Below are 23,964 nucleotides of genomic sequence, written 5' to 3' on the forward strand. Positions count from 1 at the left end.
CTGCAATTAGCATCATATCGCTAACAATATTCTCTAATATTCGTTATAATAGTTGAAGATTATTTGTGAGAATTAGACCTGATTGCACTGGAATGGGAGCGAAACTTAATGGAAAAAATATTAATTGCGAACCGTGGCGAAATTGCCACGCGGATTATTCGCGCAGTTCACGAATTAGGCATGCACGCCATTGCGATTTACGCAAAGGCCGATGAATTTTCAATGCACCGTTTTAAAGCCGATGAAGCTTATGAAGTTGGTGTGGGCGAAGATCCGATTGCGGCGTACTTAGATATTGCAGACATCGTCCGCATCGCCAAAGAACATAACGTTGATGCAATTCATCCTGGTTATGGTTTTTTGTCTGAAAATGCTGACTTTGCCCGGGCCGTTGAGGCTGCAGGAATTAAGTTTGTTGGCCCAACGCCAGCCCACCTTGAAATGTTTGGTGATAAAATCAAGGCCAAAAATGCGGCAATTGCTGCCGGAGTTCCAACAGTGCCGGGTACGGATCACCCCGTAACTGAAATTAGTGAAGCCATCGAATTTGGTAAGACGAGTGGGTATCCATTATTTGTTAAATCAGCTGCCGGTGGTGGTGGTCGCGGTATGCGGGTTGTGTATGAAGAAAGTGAATTAGTTGAAGCGTTTGCCCGGGCGCGTTCAGAAGCCGAAAAATCATTTGGGGATGACGAAATTTACTTGGAACGTTATCTGGTCGATCCCAAACATATTGAAGTACAGATTATTGCCGATGAACATGGGACCGTCGTGCATTTATTTGAACGAAATTCATCAGTGCAACGCCGCCACCAAAAAATTGTTGAGTTTGCACCAGCGGTTGGGGTGTCATTAGATGTTCGTAAACGACTTCAAGATGCTGCCGTAGCATTATTGGCATCGGTTAATTACCAAAATGCCGCCACGGTGGAATTTTTAGTTGAAGGGGAAGATTTCTTCTTCATTGAAGTTAATCCACGTGTACAAGTTGAACATACCGTGACGGAGGAAGTTACGGGAATTGATATTGTTAAAACACAAATCTTAATTGCCGCTGGCCAACGTTTGCACGATGAAATTGGTGTGCCGGTTCAAGCTGACATTCGGGCAACCGGTGTTGCAATCCAAGCGCGGATTACAACCGAAGATCCGATGAATGGTTTTGTACCAGACACTGGTCGGATTCAAAGTTACCGTTCGCCAGGTGGGACTGGTGTGCGTTTGGACGCTGGGAATGCCTTTACCGGAGCTTACGTGACCCCATACTATGACTCATTATTAACCAAAGCAATCGTGCACGGGATGGATTTTGAAGCCGCCAACCAAAAGCTTAGGCGGGTTCTTGATGAATTTGTTATTCGGGGCGTGAAGACGAACATTCCATTCTTGAAAAATTTGGTTAATCACCCAGTCTTCCGTTCTGGACAAGCACCAACGACATTCGTTGATGAAACCCCAGCGTTGTTTGATCTCGAACCGGAAGCTCAACCAACAACGAAATTAATTCACTACGTGGCAACGACCACAGTGAATGGTTTCCCTGGTGTTGATTCAGATGACACGAAGTATTACGCACCTAACAGCTATAATGCGAAATTTGCCGAACTTGCACCGGACTTAGAAACGGCGAAAACCGTGTTAGATACTCAAGGTGCTGACGCCATGGGACAGTGGTTGTTGAGCCAAGATAAAGTCTTGTTAACAGATACGACGATGCGAGATGCACATCAATCATTATTTGCCACCCGAATGCGGACAAAAGACATGGTGAATATTGCTGGTGATATGCAAAAGGCCTTGCCAGAACTATTTAGTGCTGAAGTTTGGGGTGGAGCGACCTTTGACGTTGCGTATCGGTTCCTTGGTGAAGATCCTTGGGAACGGTTGCGTCAATTACGTAAATTGATGCCAAAAACGTTATTGCAAATGTTATTCCGGGGCTCAAATGCAGTCGGTTACCAGAACTACCCTGACAACGTAATTCAAGATTTCATCGCCGCTTCAGCAGAAAACGGCGTCGATGTCTTCCGGATTTTTGATTCATTGAACTGGGTACCACAAATGACCGAATCAATTAAAGCGGTTCGCGATACTGGGAAAATTGCCGAAGCTGCAATGGCATATACCGGTGATATTTTAGATCCGAATAAAACTAAGTACACAACTAAATATTACGTTGATTTAGCGCAAGAATTACAAGCAAGTGGGGCTCATATTATTGGTATTAAAGATATGGCCGGCTTGTTGAAACCCCAAGCTGCATATGAATTAGTCAGTGCATTGAAGGCCGCGGTTGATTTGCCAATCCACTTGCACACGCATGATACGACCGGTAACGGTATTTTCACGTATGCCCGGGCTGTTGAAGCGGGCGTCGATGTCGTTGATGTGGCATCTTCAGCCATGTCTGGTACGACGTCACAACCATCAACGACCGCATTGTATTATGCCTTGTCGGGTAACAAACGCCAACCTGATTTGAACGTGCATGACGCTGAAAAAATAGATGAATACTGGAGTAATATCCGGCCATACTACGCTGGTTTTGGTAACAAGCTGAATGGTGCACAAACCGATATTTACCAAACAGAAATGCCTGGTGGACAATACTCTAACCTCCAACAACAAGCTAATGCCTTACGTTTAGGCGACCGTTGGGATGAAATCAAGGTGATGTACACGACCGTTAATGAAATGTTTGGTGACATTTCCAAAGTTACGCCATCATCAAAGGTTGTTGGTGATATGGCATTGTTCATGGTGCAAAATGATTTAACGGCTGCTGATATTTATGATCATGGTGAAACTTTGGACTTCCCTGAATCTGTGGTGAGCTTCTTCATGGGTGATTTAGGTCAACCAGTTGGTGGCTTCCCCGAAGATTTGCAAAAGATTATTTTAAAGGGTAAGCAACCGTTGACGGTACGGCCAGGTGCTTTGGCACAGCCAGTTGATTTTGCCAAAGTGACAGCAGAAGTCACAGAACTCATTGGGCATGAACCATCGCGTGAAGAAGTGTTGTCATACATCATGTATCCAAAAGTGTATGCTGACTACATCGCGCGCCAAAATGAATTTGGACCAATGACTTACTTAGATACGCCAACATTCTTCCAAGGAATGCGGGTTGGTGAACGCGTGGAAATCGAAGTAACTAAGGGTCGCAAGAACATTGTTGTGTTACGACAAATCACGGAACCTAATCCAGATGGAACTCGTTCATTATTCTTTGAAGTGAATGGTCAAAGTGAAGAAATTATCGTCAAAGATGTGAACGCGAATGTTTCAACGACAACGAAACAAAAAGCTGAACCAACTGATCCCGAACAAATCGGCGCCACAATGGCTGGTTCGGTTGTTTCAATCTTAGTTCAACAAGGCCAACAAGTTAAAAAAGGCGAAAGTTTGATTGTCACTGAAGCAATGAAGATGGAAACGATTATTCAAGCACCATATGATGCGGAAGTTCGTTATATTCACGCCACTAATGGAATGCAAATTGACGGTGGTGACTTGTTGATTGAATTAACGAAGTTGTCGTAGGCTTAAGCACACAAAATTTGAATTTAAACTTAATTTTTCTAAAAAATATCCTTTGAAAGGAAGTGTATGCTATGAAATTTTCGGAACGTGTATTAAACGTGACCCCGTCTGCAACTTTGCAGGTTTCAGCTTTGGCTAAACAAATGCAAGCCGATGGCATCGATGTAATTAATTTAAGTACGGGTGAACCGGATTTTGCGACACCACTTAATATTCAAACAGCGGCTATTGCAAGTATTACGGATGGCCGTGCGAGTTACTACACGCCAGTTTCAGGATTACCAGCGCTGAAAACAGCGATTATTAACCGTGTTGAAGCCGACACTGGCCGCTTGGTCGAACCCAATCAAGTGACAGTAACCGTTGGGGCTAAAATGGGGCTCTACTCATTATTCCAAGCAGTGTTAGAACCTGGGGATGCCGCGATGGTGATTGCACCATATTGGGTTAGTTACGAAGAACAACTCAAATTAAGTGGGGCAACTGTTCAAATCGTCCAACCAGCTGCACCGGATTTGAAAGTTACAGTTACTGAACTTGAAGCGGCCAAAACTGATGCGACGCGCTTGCTAATCTTGAATTCACCACAAAATCCAGCCGGGCTTGTGTATGAAGCGGCTGAATTAAAAGCGATTGCTCAATGGGCGTTGGATAACGATGTGTTACTAGTCGCTGATGAAATTTATGGCAAGTTAGTCTATAACGGTACTAAGTTTACGTCAGTATTGGAATTTTCAGATGAAATCTTTGCTAACACAGTATTGATTGATGGGGTTTCAAAAGCCTATGCAATGACTGGTTGGCGTTTAGGTTATGTGGTCGCCCAAAAGGAAATTATCAGTAAGATTAATTTGTTGTTGGGACACATGACGTCTAATCCAACGACCGCTGCGCAATATGCGGCGATTGAAGCGTTATCAGGTGACCAAGTTCCGGTTGCCAAAATGCGGGAAGCTTTTGAAACACGGTTGAATACCACTTATGCGTTACTTGAAGCGGTTGAAGGTGTGAAATTATCATTTAAGCCACAAGGGGCATTTTATTTCTTCCCCGATGTGACAGAAGCAATGGTTAAGTTAGGCTACATGAATACCGTTGAATTTGCGATGGCAGTTTTACAAGAAGCCCACGTTGCCGTTGTTGCTGGTGAGGCGTTTGGAATGCCAGGCCACATTCGTTTGTCGTATGCGACGAGTCAAGAGTTGTTAACGGAAGCGATTGCGCGGATTAAAGCGTTTATTGAAAAAAGCGAAAAAGCATAATACGAGAACAGGAAATCTTACGGCTTTATTTAGCCTGACACGGAATTGAGTAAAATTGGCCACTACGTGTCTGGAAATTGCTTGACGCACTGCGCTGGAAGCTCATTGCCAAGCCAAAGTGCGGTCTTGGCAAACTCGGATAAGCTGGGAGTCTACGGGAATAAATTCCCTAGACTCCTCATCTCATCCTCAGCGGCGACATGTGTTACACACATATCACCCCAGTCGCGGTGTAAAGGCTGCGCCCGCCAAGCAATTTCCAGTCACTACGTTAGTTAGGCATAATGCTCAAAATAGTTACTAACTACAGGTCACAGTAGGATGGAAAAACAATACTGACAACAGAACTTCAGTAATACAATGATTGAAAAGTGCGGAAACAACAACCCCGCGTTAGAATAAATAGAAACCATTTGTTACACATTAATAAGCTCGATTTCTACCTTAGAATTAAAGGAGAAATCGAGCTTATTTTTCGGGCTAAACAAGTTATATGTCAGCTCTTATTTTATTTGTTAGCAATGATTATTGGTACAAAAGGCAATTAGCGACGTTTCCGGTATAGCAAGCCGAATGCGCCGATTAAACCAAGTAAAGTGCTGCCGATGATAATTAACAGCTGGTTAGCGCCAAATGCACGCCCACTTTTTGGTAGCAATTTTTGGTTTGCTGTTTGCGTGGGTGTGGTTGCGTTGGAAGTACGTGTGTTGTTACCAACCTTAGCCGGTGTGCCACCAGTACCGGTACCAGGCAAGTGCCCTGGTACTGGTGTGCTTGGCGTTTTGCCTGATTGGCTATCATTTCCAGTCTTATCAGGTGTTGGGGTCGTTGAACCGCCAGTGCTTGGCAATTGCGACTCCCCTGGCTGTGGTGTGGCTGGCGTTGTATTTCCCGGTACTGTAGGAGTTACATCAGTTGGAGGTGTGGTGTTATTCCCCGTGTTGTCGCCGCCTGTATTATCCTCAGTATTGTCCGCCGCCTTATTAGGTGTTGTAGTTGCTTCACCATAATTACCAGTGCCGATTTCATTAATGGCGGCAACGCGGAAATCATAATCCAAACCATTGGTTAACCCAGTAATCGTTGCCGTCAAGTCAGTGTCAACAGTCGGTACGGTAATCCAGTTGTCTTCAGTTGTCAGTTTGTACTGCAGGATGAAGCCGACGATTGGTGAGCCGTTATCATCTGGCATTGTCCAACTAATGTCGACTTGAGTATCACCGGGCGTCGGTGTCAATACAGGTGCAGCAGGTACAGTAGCTGGGATAGCTGTGTTTGAGCCGTAAGCACCTGTACCAATGGCGTTAATTGCTGCAACTTCAAAATCATACGATTGGCCATTGGTTAAACCATCAATGGTAACTGCGGTTGCCGTGCCATCTGTTGGATAAGTTACCCATGCGGTGTCGTCGCTGTCCGTTGGTTTATAACGTAAGGCGTAACCGGTGATTGGTGAGCCATCATCGTCAGGAACAGTCCATGTTAGCTCGACTTGACCATCACCGCGTGTTGGCGTCAACTCAGGTGCAGCTGGTAGCGCTGCCGGAATAGCTTGTGTTGATCCGTAAGCTCCCGCGCCGAGATAGTTAATTGCTGCAATTTCAAAATCATATGATTGGCCGTTGGTTAAACCATCAATGGTAGCGGTGGTTGCCGTGCCATCTGTTGGATAAGTTACCCATGCGGTGTCGTCGCTGTCCGTTGGTTTATAACGTAAGGTGTAACCGGTGATTGGTGCTCCACCATCGTCAGGAACGGTCCAAGTTAGTTTAACCTGACCATCACCAGGTATTGGCGTCAATACCGGGGTATCCGGTACAGATATTGGAGTTGCCGTGGCAGATCCGTAGCTACCTATACCACTGGCGTTAATCGCCGCAACTTGAAAGTTATACATTTGCCCATTTTGTAAGCCGTCAATGGTAGTTGAGGTTGCCGTGCCATCCGTTGGATAGGGTATCCACATACTGCTGTCAGTTGATTTGTAACGAACGGAATAACCGATGATTGGTGATCCACCATCGTTGGGAGCAGACCAAGCTAGGTTGACTTCACCATCACCACTATATGCCCATAAGGGTGGTGTGCTAGGGACAGCTGCCGGTGTAGCAGATACTATGCTACTCATTTGTGAACTACCATCGGAAAAATTAACCTGAACCTGGAAATTATATTGGACACCATTTGTCAAACTAGTAATTGTTTCGCTTGTTTGGAGGGCTCCAACTGAGGGTCCAGTGAACCAAGGAGCACCTGTTGGTTGATATTGAATGGTATAGCTTGTAATCGAAATTCCAGATGTACTTAGCCCACCCCATTCAAGCGTTATTTGATTACTTCCGGGGGTGGCGGTTACATTTAGTAAACCTTCTATATCCACTTTTGGTGTTTTTGCCTTAGTAGTTTGTTGCATTGGTGCCGCTACTCGCTCGGCTGCTTTTAACCCAAAGTCGTTAGCGGCACTTTTAGCCGCCGGCACAGTTTTGTCAGTAACCGCATTCGTGATATCTGCGGTTGGAGTTGTTGTGTTTGTTTCACTAATTACGGTTTCCTTTGGCTGATCAGGTTTTGATGAATCTGGTGACGTACTATCAACTGCCACTGAATCTGCTACTGGCGTGACTGGTGATTCGGTACTGGTAGCCTCGCTTGGCTTTTCAACTGCATCCTCGGGTTTAGTTGCCAGCGTGTCAGCAGTTTTATCGGGCGCCGGCTGTACTTTTTCTACTTGTTCTGTTTGTACATCACGGTCTGTCTGACTTGCCAGCGCTGATGGGGTAGCTCCCATGCCGCTAATCAAAGTGATCATTGCTAACGATGTATAGCCAATCTTTTTACCTTTACTGTTCATCGGTGCGCTCCTTTTTAAAATTAATTAATATAACTTAATTCTAGCGGAAGCATATGAGTAATTTGTGAATACAAATCCAATTAAGTTTATTGACGAATTTGTAAAATTAATCCGATAACTACTGGCTATGCCCACAATCTCCCTGACAACAAATAAAACTGTAATGCATTATTATTTTAGTTGATTAATAAAGTTACCAATCTTCACAGTTTCATCAAAATAGTAAAGTTTCCCTTACGGATTGCGTAACTTTTGTAAAGAGTCTGTAACAAAGGTAATCTTAGTGATATAATTAAAACATAAAGAAAAGGGAACGAGGATATGATGATGAAAACTAAGAAGATGATTACTAAAATGATGCTAGTATTGGCGGTGACGATTGTTGCATTAGCCCCACTACAAATGGTCGCAAGTCAAACTAATGCAGCGGCAGCAACAAAAACTACTAAAATAAAAAAAGCACCCAAAAAGGTTGCGAAGGTCAAAAACAGCAACCATGCTTTAAAAATTGTCTTGAAAAAAGTTAACCCAACTAAGAAGACTGGCATTTTTTACATGGTAAATAAAATTAATAAGACATCATACCAAGTTGAAGCTCGTAAAAGCAGTGGCGGTTCAACTAAACTAAAGGGTCTCTATCGTTTGAACACAAAAACAATGAAAATTACCCAAATGAACTTGAACACCGGTAAATTTGTGACAGTTAAATAAAGTGAAAAAGCCGTCTGAATCAGCGTTTTTAAACGTAATTCGGACGGCTTTTTGGTTGGATGGAAATTATTTAGCGGCTAACACATATTTTTCAACAGCTTGGGCAACGCCATCTTCAGCGTTCGTAGCAGTGATAACATTGGCGGCTGCTTTGGCTTCAGGAGTACCATTCCCCATTGCAACACCAAGACCGGCCCATTCGAGCATTGGTAAGTCGTTGTTTTGATCTCCGAGCGCCATTGTTTCGTCTTGGTTAATACCAAGTTTGGCGCTTAATTCAGCTAAGGCATTTGCTTTGGAAGCTGATTTGTTCAAGAATTCTAAGAAATATGGAGTTGATTGCACGATATAGAAACGGTCGTGGAATTCAGCGGGGATTTCCTTGGCAACACGGTTAATTACATCAATTTCATCAATCATCATGCCTTTTGAGTAATCCTTAACAGCCATTTCGGCAACGGGCATGTATTGGATTTGCATGTTGACCAAGAATGATTCACCAATTGTGTACTTAGGAATTAAGGCGTGAGCGGTATAGATGAGTTGTTCATCTTCTACGTGGAAATGAATATCAAGTTGGCGACTAAGGGCTTCGATGTCCAAGTAGTCTTGGTACGTAATCGTTTCTTTGGTGATGATGTTACCACTTACAGTTTGTGAAAGGGCACCGTTGAAAGTAATCACAAATTGGTCATCGCCTTGGAGTCCTAAAGCTTCAAGATATGGCTTAACACCGGTTAATGGGCGGCCAGTGGTTAAGACGACTTTGATTCCTTTAGCAGTTGCAGCATTCAAGGCCGCAATCGTGCGCGGAGCTAGTTCGTTTTTTTCGTTTAAGAGGGTACCGTCGATATCGATGGCAATTAGTTTGATGCTCATAAAATTCTCCTTTGGCGGGTGTCTACACGTTAATTATGTGGCGCTGCGAGATAACCATTCGTAATATAGCTTTGAAATTCTGCGTATACGGGGCTGAAGATATCATCTGAATTTGTCCGTAACATTTCTTTTGGGAAGAAGAACCGGCGGTCACCAGATTGTCGCCCAGTAATCGCATTTACTAACGCACTGATGGTTGAAAGTTCAGTTGTGCTACCATCTTCGCGCATTAGTTCGATTTGGGTGCGTGGTTTTTTGTCCTTAGGATCATAGGCATCATAAGGTAAATCATAACTATCATTTTCAGCGGTGTAGTAAGCAGTGTTGTAGCCGGCTTCTTGGATTAATTGGGAAATGCTAGGTAAATATTTCGCAGATTCATCATCCAAGAGGATTGATTTGAGTGGCTTGCGATCTAAGAAACGGACAGCAAGGTCACTTAAAATCGGATCATCGACGTACCGCCACTGACTGAAGTAGGTTACTAAGACACCGTCGTCCAAAGCTAAATACTGTTGTAAAGTTGGTTTGTGTTGGAAGAATGGCAACATCACTGGCGGGATAAAACTAATATCGACCGCCAAATCATCTTGGGCTTTCAAATATAAATCATGCGCTCGTTGCAATAAATTCGTTAAGATAACTTCCATCGAACGTGATGCTGGGTGGAAATACACTTGGAGATACATTTGGTAGCGGCTGACAATGTAATCTTCAATTCCGTGCATCCCAATAATGTTAAATGCAATCCCACCAGCATAAGGATGGAGTAACCGTAAAATGAACGATAAATCAAATGAACCGTAGTGAGCACCGCTAAAATATGCATCGCGCAACAAGTAGTCCATTCGATCGGCATCAATTTGGCTTGAAATAATTTGCACTACTTGAGGATTTGGATACGTTTTATTAATGACGCTGGCCACTTGGGCTGGAAATTCAGGGCTAACACGGCGCAAAATTGTGTTAATTTGCGTACCGGCAGTGGTAATAATGGCTTGGGTGAACGCCTCGTGATCGGTGTGGAAGATGTGCTCAAAAGTATGTGAGTAGGGTCCATGGCCGACATCATGCAATAAACCAGCGATTAACGTAATCATGCGCTCGCTCGGATTCCATAAGCCGTCACCGGGAACTTGGGTTGAGTAATCAAGTTCGAGGTGGTTGGTGATTTTGCGGGCGATTTCGTACACACCAAGTGAGTGGGTAAACCGGGAGTGTTCGGCCGCAGGGAAAACTTCTGAAGCCACGCCAAGTTGCTTGATGCGGCGCAGACGTTGAAATTCAGTCGTATTAATTAAATCTAAAATAATTTGTTCTTGGACGTAGATATACGTGTGCACCGGATCGCGAAGGACAGTTTCTTTGGCTAATTTTTGTGTTAAATAACTCATGTATAGTCCTTTCATCATGTGGTTGGTTGCCGTTTTTCGAGTATTTCAAGCTGATTGTTAATACTGAAGTCAGTTGGTAGTTGTAATTGTTCGTGTGGCAAAAACGGTTGCCATGCTGTGATTAGGCGCTGGCTGAATTCAGGTACCGAAATATCACTGACGGCATCTAAATTCATCATGGTTTGTGGTTTGACGTCAGGATATGGTGCCGTAATTGTAGTTTGTTGTAAACCTTGCTGATACATCTGTCGAATCAACGTACCACGGGTTTCTTGATCACCGCTGACACTTAGGTACAAGGACACTGCGATTTTATTACGGTAGCGTCGTTGGGCGAGGCCGGCAATTTTTCGGTGGTTAATACTTAAATCATAGCTGCCTGGGCAATACGAGCCGACAATTTCATTAGTGCTAATCTTTAATTCAGGTAATGCCTGCTGAATTAAATTAACGGCTAAATCATACGCACCGTTAATCGATAGTGGGACGTCTGGTTGCTGAAAAATCAACGACACATTGAGGATGCCAGTATCGCTGACGACCGCTAGCCCACCAGCCGAGCGGATATATGAAGCATAGTTGTTGCTATGTAACCAAGTTCGGGCCACATCTAAATGAGGAAGTTGCTTATCACGGTGGCCTAAAGCAACCGCTGGCGTTGTCGTCCAAAGGTGTAAAATGGCCTCGTTTTTTTGCACGAGGTCAAACAGAGATGCGTTGTATGCTGTACTTGTTAGTGGATTAACTTCGTCAAAGTGATTCTGCACGATATTTATTTTATTAAATGGTAGTAGCATAGTAATCACCTGAATTTCATTTTAGCGTCCGGATTAGCGTTATTTGTGAACGAATGGCACGTCATAGCACGGCGGTCAAACTAAAAATTCCACACTGTGGGCATAATACAACAAATTACCTTAAAAATAATGAATAATGCGGTTTCTTTAACTATCATTATACCGAATAAATAGACTATAATGAAATGTAACATTGAAACGAAAGGGATTACGCGCAAATCATGGCAGATTTAACATCAGGAATACCAGTTGAATTTAAAGTCAACACATGGCTGTTGCAAGCTGGTCAAGAAGAAACATTTGAATTTAGTGAGATGGGTCAGGCATTTAAAATGGGCTCAACTTTATACTTGCGCTATCATGAAACTGCTGATGGGCAAAGTATTCCAGTGACGATGAAAATTCAAGAAGATGGTGACGTTCAATTACGGCGCCATTCAGAAAATGATTTACGTTTAGTATTCAGTCCAAATACGATCAAAACAACAAAGTACCGGACACCTATGGGCTTAATGGATATTACGACATTAACGCAACGCTTAGATGTTGAGTTTTTTCAAAAGCCATTTGCCGGCAAGGTTGCAATTGATTATCAGTTGCTCACCGGTGAAGAAGTTGTAGGACAACATAAGATTCGATTGCAATTTACCGCATAAACCGGTAATATTAATAAGGATAAACCCCGAAAGGACGTGCTAATTTTGGAATTTACAGAATTTGAAGGCCAAAACAAAGAAGAACTCTCATTGATTGAGGTAGCGCATGCTGCATTATCACACCACGGCGAAACATTAGCTTTTGCTGATCTTGTGAATGAAGTTCAACAATACTTGGGTAAGAGCGACGAAGAAATTCGTGGACGCTTATCACAGTTTTACACTGATTTGAATATTGATGGTAGTTTCATCTCACTTGGTGATAACATGTGGGGACTTCGTTCATGGTATGCGATTGATTCCATTGATGAAGCCGTCCACTTGGATGAAGAAGATGATGCACCAGCACGTAAGAAGAAGCGTAAGAAGGTTAATGCCTTCCTTGATGACGCAGCTGACGACGATGATGTTATTGACTACAACGATGATGACCCTGAAGATGATGATTTCGGTCAAATCGATGAAGAAGATGACGCGGCTGATGACGAAGAAGATGCCGATGAAGATGTAAAGGCTGCTGATGGTTTCGACGACGTTGAAGATGACGACGACGATGACTCAGGTCTTGCTGATGGTATTGAAGGTCAATTATCAGAATTCTCTGATGATGAAGACTTCGGTGATGACGAAGAAAACTAAACATTACAAATGTTAATACGTTAGGGCGCTTGCGCTCTAGCGTATTTTTGTATATTCAAAAATACGATTGCGAGAAACTGCGGTTCTATTTATTCTAGCGTGAGGTTGTCGTTTCTGTACATTTCAATCATCGAATTACAGAGGTTCTATTATCAGTGCTTTTTCATGCTACTGTGGCCTGTGGTTGGCAAATGTTTTTCGCTAGTTTGAGCATTATGTCTAACTAACGAAGTGCCGGTAAATTGCTTGGCGGTCGCAGACTTTACACCGCGACTGGGGTGATATGTGTGAAACACATGTCGCCGCTGAGGATAAGCTGAGGAGTCTTAGGAATTTATTCCTTAGACTCCCAGCTTATCCGAACCTCCCAAGACCGCATTTCGGCTTGGGAGGTTGCTTCCAGCGTGGTGCGCCAAGTGATTTACTGGCACGTAGTGGTCAATTTTATTCAATTCTATGTCAGACGAAATGGAACCGAAACTACAGCTTGTATCAAATTAGAAGCGCATTGCAAAATGATGTGAATTCAGATACACTAGCGAGATACTTAAAAACGGGAGGCACCGATGGGAGAATTTTTTAAATTAAATCGTAACATTCAGCTGCGTATTTTAATGGTTTTTATGTCGGTACTGATTGGTAGTTCAGTTGGCCCTAACATGACAATTTATTACGTAGATTATTTTGGAGCCTTTTGGACGGGGCTCTTGTTGATTGTTGTGCAAATTGCCGGGTTCTTTGCTGGACTTTACGGTGGGCACGTAGCAGATACGTGGGGACGAAAAAAGGTGATGACAATCGGTGTGGCGACAATTGTCTTAGGCTACGTCTTAGCTGCCGTGATGAATTCGCCCTTGCTGGTTTCGCCGCAAGCAACGTTCTTTGGCTTTCTGTTGGTGACGGTTGGCTATGGTTTTGCTGATCCTGCCGAAGAAGCGATGTTGATTGATATGTCGAGTCCTAAAAATCGCCAGTTTATTTACTCGATGATTTATTGGGTATTGAATGTTGGTGTCATGATTGGGGCGGCAATTGGTGGTTGGTTTTTCAAGACGCACCGTTTCGAGTTGATGACAGGAACGGCGATTGTTGCAGCAATTAATCTTATTATTATCATCATCTGGATTACCGAGACACTACCTCAAGAAGCGCGGAGTCAACATGGCGATTCACTCGGAGCCGTTGTGAAAAGCTATCGTGGCGTCATGGTTGATAAACGTTTTATGCTTTTTTCAGCGGGATTGGTATTATCAACGGCAGTTTTCTCACAACCTGATTTTTATTTGGCAGCGCATTTGGGTCAAAGTTTTCATACAATCACGCTGGCTGGTTTGACGATTTTTGGTCAAAGGATGCTGTCGCTGATTACAATTGAAAATACCTTTTTGATTATCGTGCTAATGGGTGTGATGACTAAACTGACCCAACGATTTTCGCTAAAAAACGGAGTGGTTATCGGTACATTGGTACAAAGTGGTGGTTTTGCGTTAGCGTTTATTTTCAATACGTTTTGGCCATTACTAATTGCCGGGGTGATTTTAACTTTTGGTGAAATGATTGTGACACCGGCCTCACAAACGCTCCGTGCCGATATGATGAATCCAGCCAAAATTGGGGCGTATTCAGGTTTTAGTGCAGCGACGCGACCAGTTGGTACGATTCTGGCAGCCAGTGTTGTCAGTGCGTCGCATTTTATTGGTAATATCGGGGCAGCAGTGTTAATTATCATGGCGGGCCTTGGTGCTGTCGCGTTCATGTTGGCAGCGATTAAGCGATTACCAGCGACGATTAGTGGGAAATGAAGATGAATGCTTGACTATTCCCTAGAGATTCTGTAATATATTTGAGGGCTCCTTACAAGAAGGACTGTCAATAGAGTAAGTTATTAGCTCCCAATTCATTTTTTTGAGTTGGGAGCTATTTTTAGTTTTTTCAGCGTGAATGGGCTAAAATAATACCCATGGAAACCAGAGGAGGAATTTTTATTTATGGCAACTAAGTATATTTTTGTTACAGGTGGTGTGGTTTCATCACTCGGTAAAGGTATTGTTGCAGCATCATTAGGTCGTTTGTTGAAGAACCGTGGATTCAAGATTGCGGTTCAAAAATTTGACCCATACATTAACGTCGACCCTGGTACCATGAGTCCTTACCAACACGGTGAAACTTTTGTTACAGACGATGGCTTGGAAACTGATTTGGATCTTGGTCACTATGAACGATTCATTGATATTAACTTGAACAAGTACTCAAATGTTACAACCGGTCGGATTTACTCAGAAGTTTTGGCTAAAGAACGTCGTGGTGACTATGAAGGTGCTACTGTCCAAGTTATTCCACACATCACTGGCGCATTGAAGGAAAAAATGATGCGTGCCGCACAAACAACCGATGCTGATATTGTTATCACTGAAGTTGGTGGTACGGTTGGTGATATCGAATCAATGCCATTCATGGAAGCCTTGCGTCAAATGAAGTCAGAAGTTGGTCCAGAAAACGTCTTCTACATTCACACTTCATTAGTGCCTTACTTGAAGGCCGCTGGTGAAATGAAGACTAAGCCAACGCAACAATCAGTACAACAATTGCGTTCATTGGGTATCCAACCAGATATGTTGGTACTTCGGACTGAAGAACCAATCTCTGATGGTATGCGTGAAAAGTTGGCCTTGTTCACTGACGTTAAGCCAGAAGCTGTTATCGAATCAATGGACGTAGAATCACTCTACCAAATTCCATTGAATCTCCAAGCTCAACACATGGACGACGTTGTTTTGAACAAGCTTGGCTTAGATGCACCTGAAGCTGATATGGCTTCATGGAAAGAATTAGTTGATCATGTCAACAACTTGCACAAACAAGTTAAGATTACCCTTGTTGGTAAGTACACTGACTTGCAAGATGCTTATATCTCAGTTAACGAAGCCTTGAAGCACGCCGGTTACGCTGTTGATGCGGAAGTTAAGATTAACCACATCAATGCTGAAACAGTTAACCCAGACAATTACGAAGAATTGCTTGCTGATGCTGATGGTATCATCGTGCCTGGTGGTTTTGGACCACGTGGTATTGAAGGTAAGATTTTGGCAATCAAGTATGCCCGTGAAAACAACGTGTCATTCCTCGGTGTCTGCCTTGGTATGCAACTTGCATCTGTTGAATTTGCCCGCCACGTCTTGGGTTACACTGATGCAAACTCAACTGAACTTGAACCAGAAACACCAAACCCAGTTATCCACTTGATGGCTGACCAAGCTGGTGTTGAAAACCTTGGTGGTACACTCCGTCTTGGTTTGTACCCAGCTGACTTGAAGGCTGGCACTAAGACTGCTGAAGCATACGGTAACGTGAAGGAAATTCAAGAACGTCACCGTCACCGTTTTGAATTTAATACCGATTACCGGAATGAATTTGAAAAGGCTGGGATGGTCTTTGCTGGGGTTTCACCAGATGACCGTTTGATGGAAATTATCGAAATTCCAGAAAATGACTTCTTCATCGCTGCTCAATATCACCCAGAATTCTTGTCACGTCCACAACGTCCAGAACCATTGTATGGTGCGTTCGTTGCCGCTGCCTTGAAGCAACACGAAGCAAAATAATTAGATAATACACCACTGAAATCGTTTTTGGTTTCGGTGGTGTTTTTGGCTCTGTTTCGTCTGACATGGGATTGAATAAAATTGGCCACTGCGTGCCAGTAAATTACTTGGCGCACCACGCTGGAAGCGCATGTTCAAGCCAAAGTGCGGTCTTGAACAACTCGGATAAGCTGGGACTCTAAGGGAATAAATTCCCTAGACTCCTCATCTTATTCTCAGCGGCGACATGTGTTGCACACATATCACCCCAGTTGCGGTGTAAAGTCTGCGACCGCCAAGCAATTTACCGGCACTCCGTTAGTTAGGAATAATGCTCAAACTAGAAAAAACAGTTACCGACCAAGACCGCAGTAGTATGGAAAAAATTGACAATAGAACTTCAGTAATTCGATGATTGAAAAGTATAGAAACGACAATTCCAAGCTAGAAAAAATATTAGCCGCTTTTTTCTGCAATAAAAGGTTAGTTGGTACCGTAAAATACCAGCGTGCACTGATTTTGTTAGCACGTTATATCAATTTAAAAATGAAAGACCTTTAATTTTAATTAAATTCCATGGCAAAGTAATGAGAAAGTGCCCCGCAGTGTTGTTATTTCGGGAAATTATCGGTAAAATTGAAAATTATATGTAGCCATGCATATTTTTTCGTGTGTATAAAACAAATAAAAATAACACACGCATTTAGCTATTGATAAAAGGGTGTATAAAATGAATAAAAAAATGATTATTAATGGCGGTCGGCATCTTTCCGGGGATGTGACGATTGGGGGAGCCAAAAACTCAACCGTTGCGTTGATTCCCGCTGCGATTTTAGCAGACACGCCCGTACAATTCGACAGTGTTCCAGATATTGCCGATGTTTACAATTTACAAATTATTTTAGACTCAATGAATGTTAAGTCTGAATTTAAACACAGCGTATTAGATATTGATCCAACCCAAATTAATGAAGCACCATTGCCAAGTACTGCAATTAAGAGCTTGCGGGCTTCATACTATTTTATGGGTTCATTACTGGGCCGTTTTGGTCGGGCAACCGTGACCTTCCCTGGTGGGGATAATATTGGACCACGACCAATTGACCAGCACATCAAGGGATTTAAAGCCTTAGGTGCCAAGGTTGAAGAAGCAAACGATACAATTTACATTACAACTGGTGAAGAAGGGTTGCATGGCGCGCGAATCTTTTTGGATATGGTTTCAGTTGGTGCCACAATCAATATTATTTTAGCAGCGGTTAAAGCCCCCGGCCAAACGATTATTGAAAATGCGGCCCGTGAACCAGAAATTATTGATTTAGCAACTTTCTTGAACAATATGGGCGCTAAAATTCGCGGTGCTGGTACGGATGTTATCCGTATTGAAGGGGTACCATTGCTTTCAGCCCGCGCAACGCACACGATTATTCCAGACCGGATTGAAGCTGGGACTTATTTGTCATTGGCAGCTGCGGTTGGGGATGGAATCATGATTCACAACATTATTCCTGAACACTTGGAATCATTTACTTCTAAAATGATTGAAATGGGCGTTGATTTACAGATTGAAGAAGATGAAATCTACGTGCCTAAGTCAACTAATTTGGAACCGGTGACCGTTAAAACGTCACCATATCCAGGATTTGCGACTGATTTACAACAACCATTAACGCCAGTATTGATGTTGGCACATGGTGAAAGTAAAATTTTGGATACCATCTATCCTAAACGAGTGCGGCACATTGTTGAATTACGTCGCCTTGGTGCTGATATTGCTTCTGAAGTTGAGGGTGTTATCACAATCAATGAAAGTGGCAAACTCGTGGGTTCTTCTGTTACCGCAGCCGAAATTCGTGCGGGCGCTGCGTTGATGATTGCTGGTTTGATGGCAGATGGTCAAACCGTAATTCATGATGCTGATCACATTTTGCGCGGATATGATCGAGTTGTTTGGAAACTTACGCAATTAGGCGCTGAAGTTGAAATTCTCGATGAAGATGCCGAATAAGCGAAAAGTATAGTTTCGATGGGGTAATTATGTTAGTTTACTGACTTTTTATGTTGTCGTGGCAAGTAAATCGTGCTAATATATGTAAGTTGATTATAGAACAAATAAACTGACTCTGGTTCAGCATATGAATCAGGGCATTAAGGAGAAACGTTATGAAGCAAGGAATTCACCCAGACTACCACAAGGTTGTGTTTGTTGACTCAACTACTGGTTTTAAGTTTGTTTCAGGTTCTACTGTAACTTCAGACCAAACTATCGAATTTGAAGGCGAAACTTACCCAATGATCCGTGTTGAAATCACTTCTGATTCACACCCATTCTACACTGGTAAGCAAAAGTTCACTCAAGCCGATGGTGCCGTGGACAAGTTCAACAAGAAATACGGTATCAAGTAATCTATTTCTTGACAAAGGCATTCGCATTTTGCGGATGCCTTTTGTTTTATCCTGATGTTGCGGGCTCTATTTCGGCTGACGTGGAATTGAATAAAATTGACCACTGCGTGCCGGTAAATTACTTGGCGCACCACGCTGGAAGCACATGTTCAAGCCAAAGTGCGGTCTTGAACAACTCGGATGAGCTGGGAGTCTAAGGAATAAATTCCTAAGACTCCTCATCTTATCCTCAGCGGCGACATGTGTTGCACACATATCACCCCAGTCGCGGTGTAAAGGCTGCACCCGCCAAGCAATTTACCGTCACTCCGTTAGTTAGGAATAATACTCAAACTAGCGAAAAACAGGCCGCGGTAGCATGAAACAACAACACTGATAATAGAACCTCAGTAATTAGGTGATTGAAAAGTACAGAAACGACAAGTCCACGCTAGAACCATATTGTGGATAATTTGTCATCGTGCTAGTTCGGATATAAAAATAATAAGTTATATAGAAAGTTGGAAAATAATGAGTGCAGGAACGATTCTATTCATAACGTACATTGTTGCGCCCGTAGTTGTGGTGTTGGGGTTATTTGGGTACCTTGCGCACAGTGAGGCTAAGCGTTACTATGCTGCATTAGAAGCACAGGTAATCAGTAAAGATGAAATGCAGCAATTTGAGCGGCAGTTAAAAAAGGATGCTGCAAAGTATCGCCAATTAGACCGACGGGCACAATTGTTTAAAATTCTCGGTATTGTTGCGATTGTTATAACAATTCATCAAGTATTTGCAATAATTGGTGCGATATTGGCGGCCATAGTATTTACGCTGGCGCGCCGTAATCAGCAAGCCAGTCTTGAAGCGGAAGCTAAGTATTTTAATGGCAAGGAATTGCCTAAAGTTGCGGCAACAACATGGACTTTTCGGCATAATTTAGCCAAGTACCATTGGTTAATGGGGATGGCATTAAGCATTGCTGCTTTACTTTTTTCATTTGCGACATTTATTAAATAACGCAGTTGCTGACTGTGACAGCTAATGTTCCATGGAAAAGCTCGATTTAAACCTTGTTTCAGATAAGGTTTAAATCGAGCTTTTTGTGTGCCGGTTCTCTGGCGTAAGCACAGATTGGCGTGGCGGGTTATCACCGAACGGATAACATAGACATACTTTTTTCATACTTTTTCGAGGGTTATCATTTTTTGATGGGCTAACGGTTTGCTAAGATTGATAGTATAAAGAAAACTTAATAATTGCGTATTCAGAAAAATGGAGGGCACGCCCATGGCATCAATCGGACAATATAAAAACGAAGATTTGGTCAAAGAAAATAAAATTTTTTCCGCAATTCGGACAACGGTCGAAACGGCATTTTATTCAAATACTGTTAAACATATCACTAACCGAACTGAAGCTTACGAACTGGCTAAACATGCCCAGGGGGCAGTTGTGACTGATTTACCAATCTATCAGGCAGAAGAACAAGGGCTACCCGCAGATGCGAAGGTAATTGTGTTCAATGATGGGGGCATTGTTGGCCGAACTGCCGCAGCGCGGAAAATCATTGGGCAACCCGGCGTTAACGAGGGCGCGCTAGCTAAGTTGGTTCGTGAAGCAGCGTACGGCATGCAACGTAAAAATACATTGACCGCGGATGTTTTAGTCGGCTTAGATACAAAATATACTGTGAAAAGTCATTTATTAGTACCTGAAGGTTATGAAACGAATGTTTTGAGTTATATGCTTAACTTTCAAGAAATTACGGCTGAATATGCTGAAATGTACGCTGAATCACAACCATATCCAGTCGGGGATTTGTTTGTGATGGCGGATCCTGATTGGACAAGCACTGAATATCCCGATGGACTCGCTTTATTTGATCCAGTGCATAACACCGCCGTTATTTTGGGGTTACGTTATTTTGGCGAATTGAAAAAAGGGACCCTAACGTTAGCCTGGGCAGCAGCTCACCGGAATGGCTTTGTGGCCTGTCACGGTGGTATGAAGCAATATACTTTACCAGATGGTTCTAAATATACAATGGCTGCATTTGGTCTGTCAGGTTCAGGTAAGTCAACCATTACCCTGGCAAAGAATCCGGACAAATACGACGTAACAGTTTTGCATGATGACGCATTTGTCATTGGTGAAGATGATGGCTCAACCACGGCGCTTGAACCGGCGTACTTTGATAAGGCACAAGATTACCCCATGACTAGTGATGCCGTTAAGTACTTCTTAACCTGTCAAAATGTGGGCGTTAGCATCAATGATCGTGGCGAAAAAGTCTTAGTGACTGAAGATATTCGGAATGGTAATGGTCGAACTGTTAAATCACGCTTTTTTGCGCCTAACCGCGTTGACCATCTGCAAGAAAAAATTGATGCCGTGTATTGGATTATGAAGGACGATACGTTACCACCGCTAGTACGTGTGGATGATCCCGCATTAGCATCAATCTTTGGTTTGACGCTCGCTACGAAACGTTCATCAGCCGAAAACATTGTGGGCAAAGTGGACATGGATGCTTTAGTTATTGAACCCTTTGCTAATCCATTCCGCGCATATGCACTCGGTGAAGACTATCGCGACTTTAAGCATTTATTTGAAACCATGCAGGCCGATTGTTATATCTTAAATACGGGATTTTTCGGGGCAACTAAAGTTAAACCAAAGCATACCTTGGGTTCAATTGAAGCGGTCGTTGACAAAGATGCCGAGTTTGAACCATTCGGGCCAATTGCGGGATTAAGTTACTTGCCGGTCGCTGGTTTTGACCTCGATTTCACCGATGTCACGTATCTAACGCAATTAAAGGCCCGGATGCAAAATCGTTTGGATTTCATCATGGCTAAGAAAACCGAGTTAGATGGTTACCATGCTTTACCCGAAGGTACGGAAGAAGCAGTGCAACGCATTTTGGTGGCACTCGATGATGCAATTGCGGCGAATAGCTAAAATGTATCGAAAAAACAAGACCCATCCGAGTTGGCTTAATGCCACGTTGGATGGGTCTTGTTTTATTTAGATGTTTATTTTTTGGAAATCCGGGTACCTTCAATTGCGCTACGCATCTTGTCGACCACGTCTTGCGTTTGTTGGCCTAAACGGAAGCCGGTTAAGGTGAATAATGAATCGATGATAGTGATTTGTGCAATCAACGAACTCATTGATTCTGAACGGAAGTTAACTTCTTCGGCAATGGAAACAAGTGTCAAATCCGCAAGTTTAGCAAGTGGTGATTGGGCAAACGACGTGATTGCAATAATCGGGGTCCCGTTAGCTTTCAACTGTTCAGCGATTACTAATGTATCGTGATTGCGACCAGAGTGGGAAATGACAATTGCGACATCGTCTTTGCGCATTTTAACGGCCTGCATTAATTGGATATCATAATCGGGGTGTTGTTGAACATTGATTGGTGTCCGTAAAAATTTGTGATAACCATTGAAGGCAACAATCGATGAACCACCAATACCAAACAGTCCCACAACACGGGCGTTACAGATTAAATCAACTGCAACATCGAAATCAGCGGGATCAAGCATCTCGACCGTTGAAGCGAGTGCGTTGTCAGCCCCACTGAAAACTTTACGTACAATATCATTAGTACTGTCATTTTCTTCAATTTCACCAAAGAAAGCGTCATCGTTTTCGCTAGCAGCAAGGGCGACACTGAAATCACGATACGATTCCCAACCGATGTGTTTTACAAAACGGGAAACGGAAGCGCTCGAAACGCCAGATGCCACGGCAAGTTCTTGGATGGTGTAGTCATGAGCAACTGATGGGTTGGCCAAAATGGTATCCGCAATGCGTTGCTCAGTGTTATTTAATTGTTGATAGTTAGCTTTAATTGAGCTAATTGCAGTTTGCGCCATGTTGGCTTACCTCGTCTAAAAAAGATTTTCATTTATATTCATTATACGTGAAAATAATTTTCACGCAATTTTTTTGTTAGTTACTGAAAATAACTGGCGTAATGTACAAATTTTTAGTTGCTAAGAATAGGCGTATCCCAGTGGTTACAAGCATAGTGGCGAAGACTAAGTGACGAGAGCACTCGTTAATTGTTAAAATGCTAAGCTTACCAATCATCGCTAATTCGGGCAAGTTAATAAATTTGTGAAAGAAATTTACAAATTTATGCTTGCAATGTGAAAACTTTTTTCATACAATAAGAGAGTAATAAAAATTAAATTTTTTAAAGAGGTATTTCATAATGAAATTCGCGATGATCGGTTTAGGTAAAATGGGCCTTAACCTTGTTAAAAACGCTGCAGACAACAAGCACGAAGTTGTTGCTTTTGATTTAAATGCAGACTTTGTAAAGGCAGCTACGGATTACTCAGATTTAGTAACTCCAGCTACTGATATTGATGATATGCTTGCTAAGTTGCCATCACCTAAAGTTGTTTGGGTAATGGTTCCAGCCGGTGTACCAACCAACTCAACAATCGATACTTTGATTGAAAAGATGGACAAGGGCGACATCATCATTGATGGTGGTAACTCTAACTACAAGGATAACCTTGAACAAAACCTCCGTACTACTGCTGCTGGTATCAAGTTCTTTGATGCTGGTACTTCAGGCGGTATGGAAGGTGCCCGTTCACACGGTAACTTCATGATTGGTGGGGATGACGCCCAAGCATGGAAGACTATCGAACCATTATTTGCTTCAATTTCTGAAGAAGACGGTTACCTTTACACTGGTAAGCTTGGTTCAGGTCACTACCTTAAGATGGTGCACAACGGTATCGAATACGGCCAAATGCAAGCAATTGCTGAAGGTTTTGAAGTTCTTGAAGCTTCACAATTCGACTACGACTACGAAGCAGTTGCTAAGCTTTGGAACCACGGATCAGTTATCCGTGGCTGGTTGATGGAATTGATGGAAGACGCCTTCTCAAAGGATCCACACTTGGATAACTTGGCTGGTCGTATGCACGCTTCTGGTGAAGGTCAATGGACTATTGAAGAAGGTCTTGACTTACAAGTACCTACTCCAGTCATTGCCCTTTCATTGATGATGCGTTACCGTTCAATGCAAGATGACACCTTTACTGGTAAAGTCGTTGCTGCTTTGCGTAACGAATTCGGTGGTCACGCCGTTGACAAGAACTAAGAACTAACACTTTGTAAATAATTAGCCGATAGGTCAACCTACCGGCTAATTTTTTTATGTGAGTAGTGGTTTAAAACGGATGCATACGCTGGTTCGTATGATAATACTTGGCTTTAAAACTCTAGAGGAATA

The 23,964-nt window shown here is 42.9% G+C and carries 17 protein-coding genes; 12 read left to right on the forward strand and 5 right to left on the reverse strand.

Annotated features, from left to right (window positions below):
- The first annotated feature begins 108 nt into the window (after positions 1-108).
- Both EQG49_RS08150 and EQG49_RS08155 read left to right on the forward strand, forming a co-directional pair.
- Positions 109-3,543 carry a pyruvate carboxylase gene (locus EQG49_RS08150; protein ID WP_133363518.1) on the forward strand — a complete coding sequence of 1,145 codons (3,435 nt, stop codon included), beginning with the start codon at positions 109-111 and terminating at the stop codon, positions 3,541-3,543.
- A 71-nt stretch (positions 3,544-3,614) separates the two neighbouring features.
- Positions 3,615-4,805 (forward strand): pyridoxal phosphate-dependent aminotransferase, encoded by a 1,191-nt coding sequence (locus tag EQG49_RS08155; RefSeq protein WP_133363519.1) that lies wholly within the window; start codon positions 3,615-3,617, stop codon positions 4,803-4,805.
- 544 nt (positions 4,806-5,349) lie between these two features.
- Here EQG49_RS08155 and EQG49_RS08160 read toward each other — a convergent pair.
- The gene (locus EQG49_RS08160; RefSeq protein WP_133363520.1) at positions 5,350-7,656 is read right to left on the reverse strand and encodes a fibronectin type III domain-containing protein; all 2,307 of its coding nucleotides are present in this window, start codon (positions 7,654-7,656) and stop codon (positions 5,350-5,352) included.
- 321 nt (positions 7,657-7,977) lie between these two features.
- Here EQG49_RS08160 and EQG49_RS08165 point away from each other — a divergent pair, with 321 nt between their 5' ends.
- Positions 7,978-8,367: a hypothetical protein gene (locus EQG49_RS08165; protein ID WP_133363521.1), complete on the forward strand. Its 390-nt coding sequence runs from the start codon at positions 7,978-7,980 to the stop codon at positions 8,365-8,367.
- A gap of 66 nt (positions 8,368-8,433) precedes the next feature.
- Here EQG49_RS08165 and yidA read toward each other — a convergent pair whose 3' ends face one another.
- From yidA to EQG49_RS08180, 3 genes are read right to left on the reverse strand one after another with little or no spacing between them, the layout of a single operon-like run.
- Positions 8,434-9,246: a sugar-phosphatase gene (gene yidA / locus EQG49_RS08170; RefSeq protein WP_133363522.1), complete on the reverse strand. Its 813-nt coding sequence runs from the start codon at positions 9,244-9,246 to the stop codon at positions 8,434-8,436.
- A gap of 29 nt (positions 9,247-9,275) precedes the next feature.
- Positions 9,276-10,640, reverse strand: coding sequence for an HD domain-containing protein (locus tag EQG49_RS08175; RefSeq protein ID WP_133363523.1), 1,365 nt, complete (start codon positions 10,638-10,640; stop codon positions 9,276-9,278).
- Between the two features lie 14 nt (positions 10,641-10,654).
- Complete coding sequence (locus EQG49_RS08180; RefSeq protein WP_133363524.1) at positions 10,655-11,437, reverse strand: lipoate--protein ligase family protein; 783 nt, start codon at positions 11,435-11,437, stop codon at positions 10,655-10,657.
- A 221-nt stretch (positions 11,438-11,658) separates the two neighbouring features.
- Here EQG49_RS08180 and EQG49_RS08185 point away from each other — a divergent pair, with 221 nt between their 5' ends.
- The 8 genes from EQG49_RS08185 to EQG49_RS08220 all read left to right on the forward strand — a co-directional run bounded on the left by EQG49_RS08185 (position 11,659) and on the right by EQG49_RS08220 (position 21,662).
- Positions 11,659-12,093 carry a YwiB family protein gene (locus EQG49_RS08185; RefSeq protein ID WP_133363525.1) on the forward strand — a complete coding sequence of 145 codons (435 nt, stop codon included), beginning with the start codon at positions 11,659-11,661 and terminating at the stop codon, positions 12,091-12,093.
- A gap of 45 nt (positions 12,094-12,138) precedes the next feature.
- Positions 12,139-12,732 (forward strand): DNA-directed RNA polymerase subunit delta, encoded by a 594-nt coding sequence (gene rpoE, locus EQG49_RS08190; RefSeq protein ID WP_133363526.1) that lies wholly within the window; start codon positions 12,139-12,141, stop codon positions 12,730-12,732.
- A 566-nt stretch (positions 12,733-13,298) separates the two neighbouring features.
- On the forward strand, positions 13,299-14,534 hold the full coding sequence (locus EQG49_RS08195; RefSeq protein WP_133363527.1) for an MFS transporter: 1,236 nt from the start codon (positions 13,299-13,301) through the stop codon (positions 14,532-14,534).
- A 186-nt stretch (positions 14,535-14,720) separates the two neighbouring features.
- A complete protein-coding gene (locus EQG49_RS08200; RefSeq protein ID WP_133363528.1) occupies positions 14,721-16,334 on the forward strand; it encodes a CTP synthase in 1,614 nt (537 codons plus the stop codon).
- Positions 16,335-17,043: 709 nt separating this feature from the next.
- The gene (locus EQG49_RS08205; protein WP_133363529.1) at positions 17,044-18,321 is read left to right on the forward strand and encodes a UDP-N-acetylglucosamine 1-carboxyvinyltransferase; all 1,278 of its coding nucleotides are present in this window, start codon (positions 17,044-17,046) and stop codon (positions 18,319-18,321) included.
- A 155-nt stretch (positions 18,322-18,476) separates the two neighbouring features.
- Positions 18,477-18,719 (forward strand): type B 50S ribosomal protein L31, encoded by a 243-nt coding sequence (locus EQG49_RS08210; protein WP_133363530.1) that lies wholly within the window; start codon positions 18,477-18,479, stop codon positions 18,717-18,719.
- A 510-nt stretch (positions 18,720-19,229) separates the two neighbouring features.
- On the forward strand, positions 19,230-19,718 hold the full coding sequence (locus EQG49_RS08215; RefSeq protein WP_133363531.1) for a hypothetical protein: 489 nt from the start codon (positions 19,230-19,232) through the stop codon (positions 19,716-19,718).
- A 270-nt stretch (positions 19,719-19,988) separates the two neighbouring features.
- Positions 19,989-21,662, forward strand: a complete 1,674-nt coding sequence (locus EQG49_RS08220; protein WP_133363532.1) for a phosphoenolpyruvate carboxykinase (ATP) — start codon at positions 19,989-19,991, stop codon at positions 21,660-21,662.
- A 74-nt stretch (positions 21,663-21,736) separates the two neighbouring features.
- Here the strand turns inward: EQG49_RS08220 and EQG49_RS08225 are convergent, their stop codons facing one another.
- Complete coding sequence (locus EQG49_RS08225; RefSeq protein ID WP_133363533.1) at positions 21,737-22,585, reverse strand: MurR/RpiR family transcriptional regulator; 849 nt, start codon at positions 22,583-22,585, stop codon at positions 21,737-21,739.
- Positions 22,586-22,926: 341 nt separating this feature from the next.
- On the opposite strand from EQG49_RS08225, the gene gnd reads away from it, so the two are divergent.
- Positions 22,927-23,832 (forward strand): phosphogluconate dehydrogenase (NAD(+)-dependent, decarboxylating), encoded by a 906-nt coding sequence (gene gnd / locus EQG49_RS08230; RefSeq protein WP_133363534.1) that lies wholly within the window; start codon positions 22,927-22,929, stop codon positions 23,830-23,832.
- The last annotated feature ends 132 nt before the right edge of the window (positions 23,833-23,964 follow it).

Source organism: Periweissella cryptocerci, from assembly GCF_004358325.1.
GTDB classification, from domain to species: domain Bacteria; phylum Bacillota; class Bacilli; order Lactobacillales; family Lactobacillaceae; genus Periweissella; species Periweissella cryptocerci.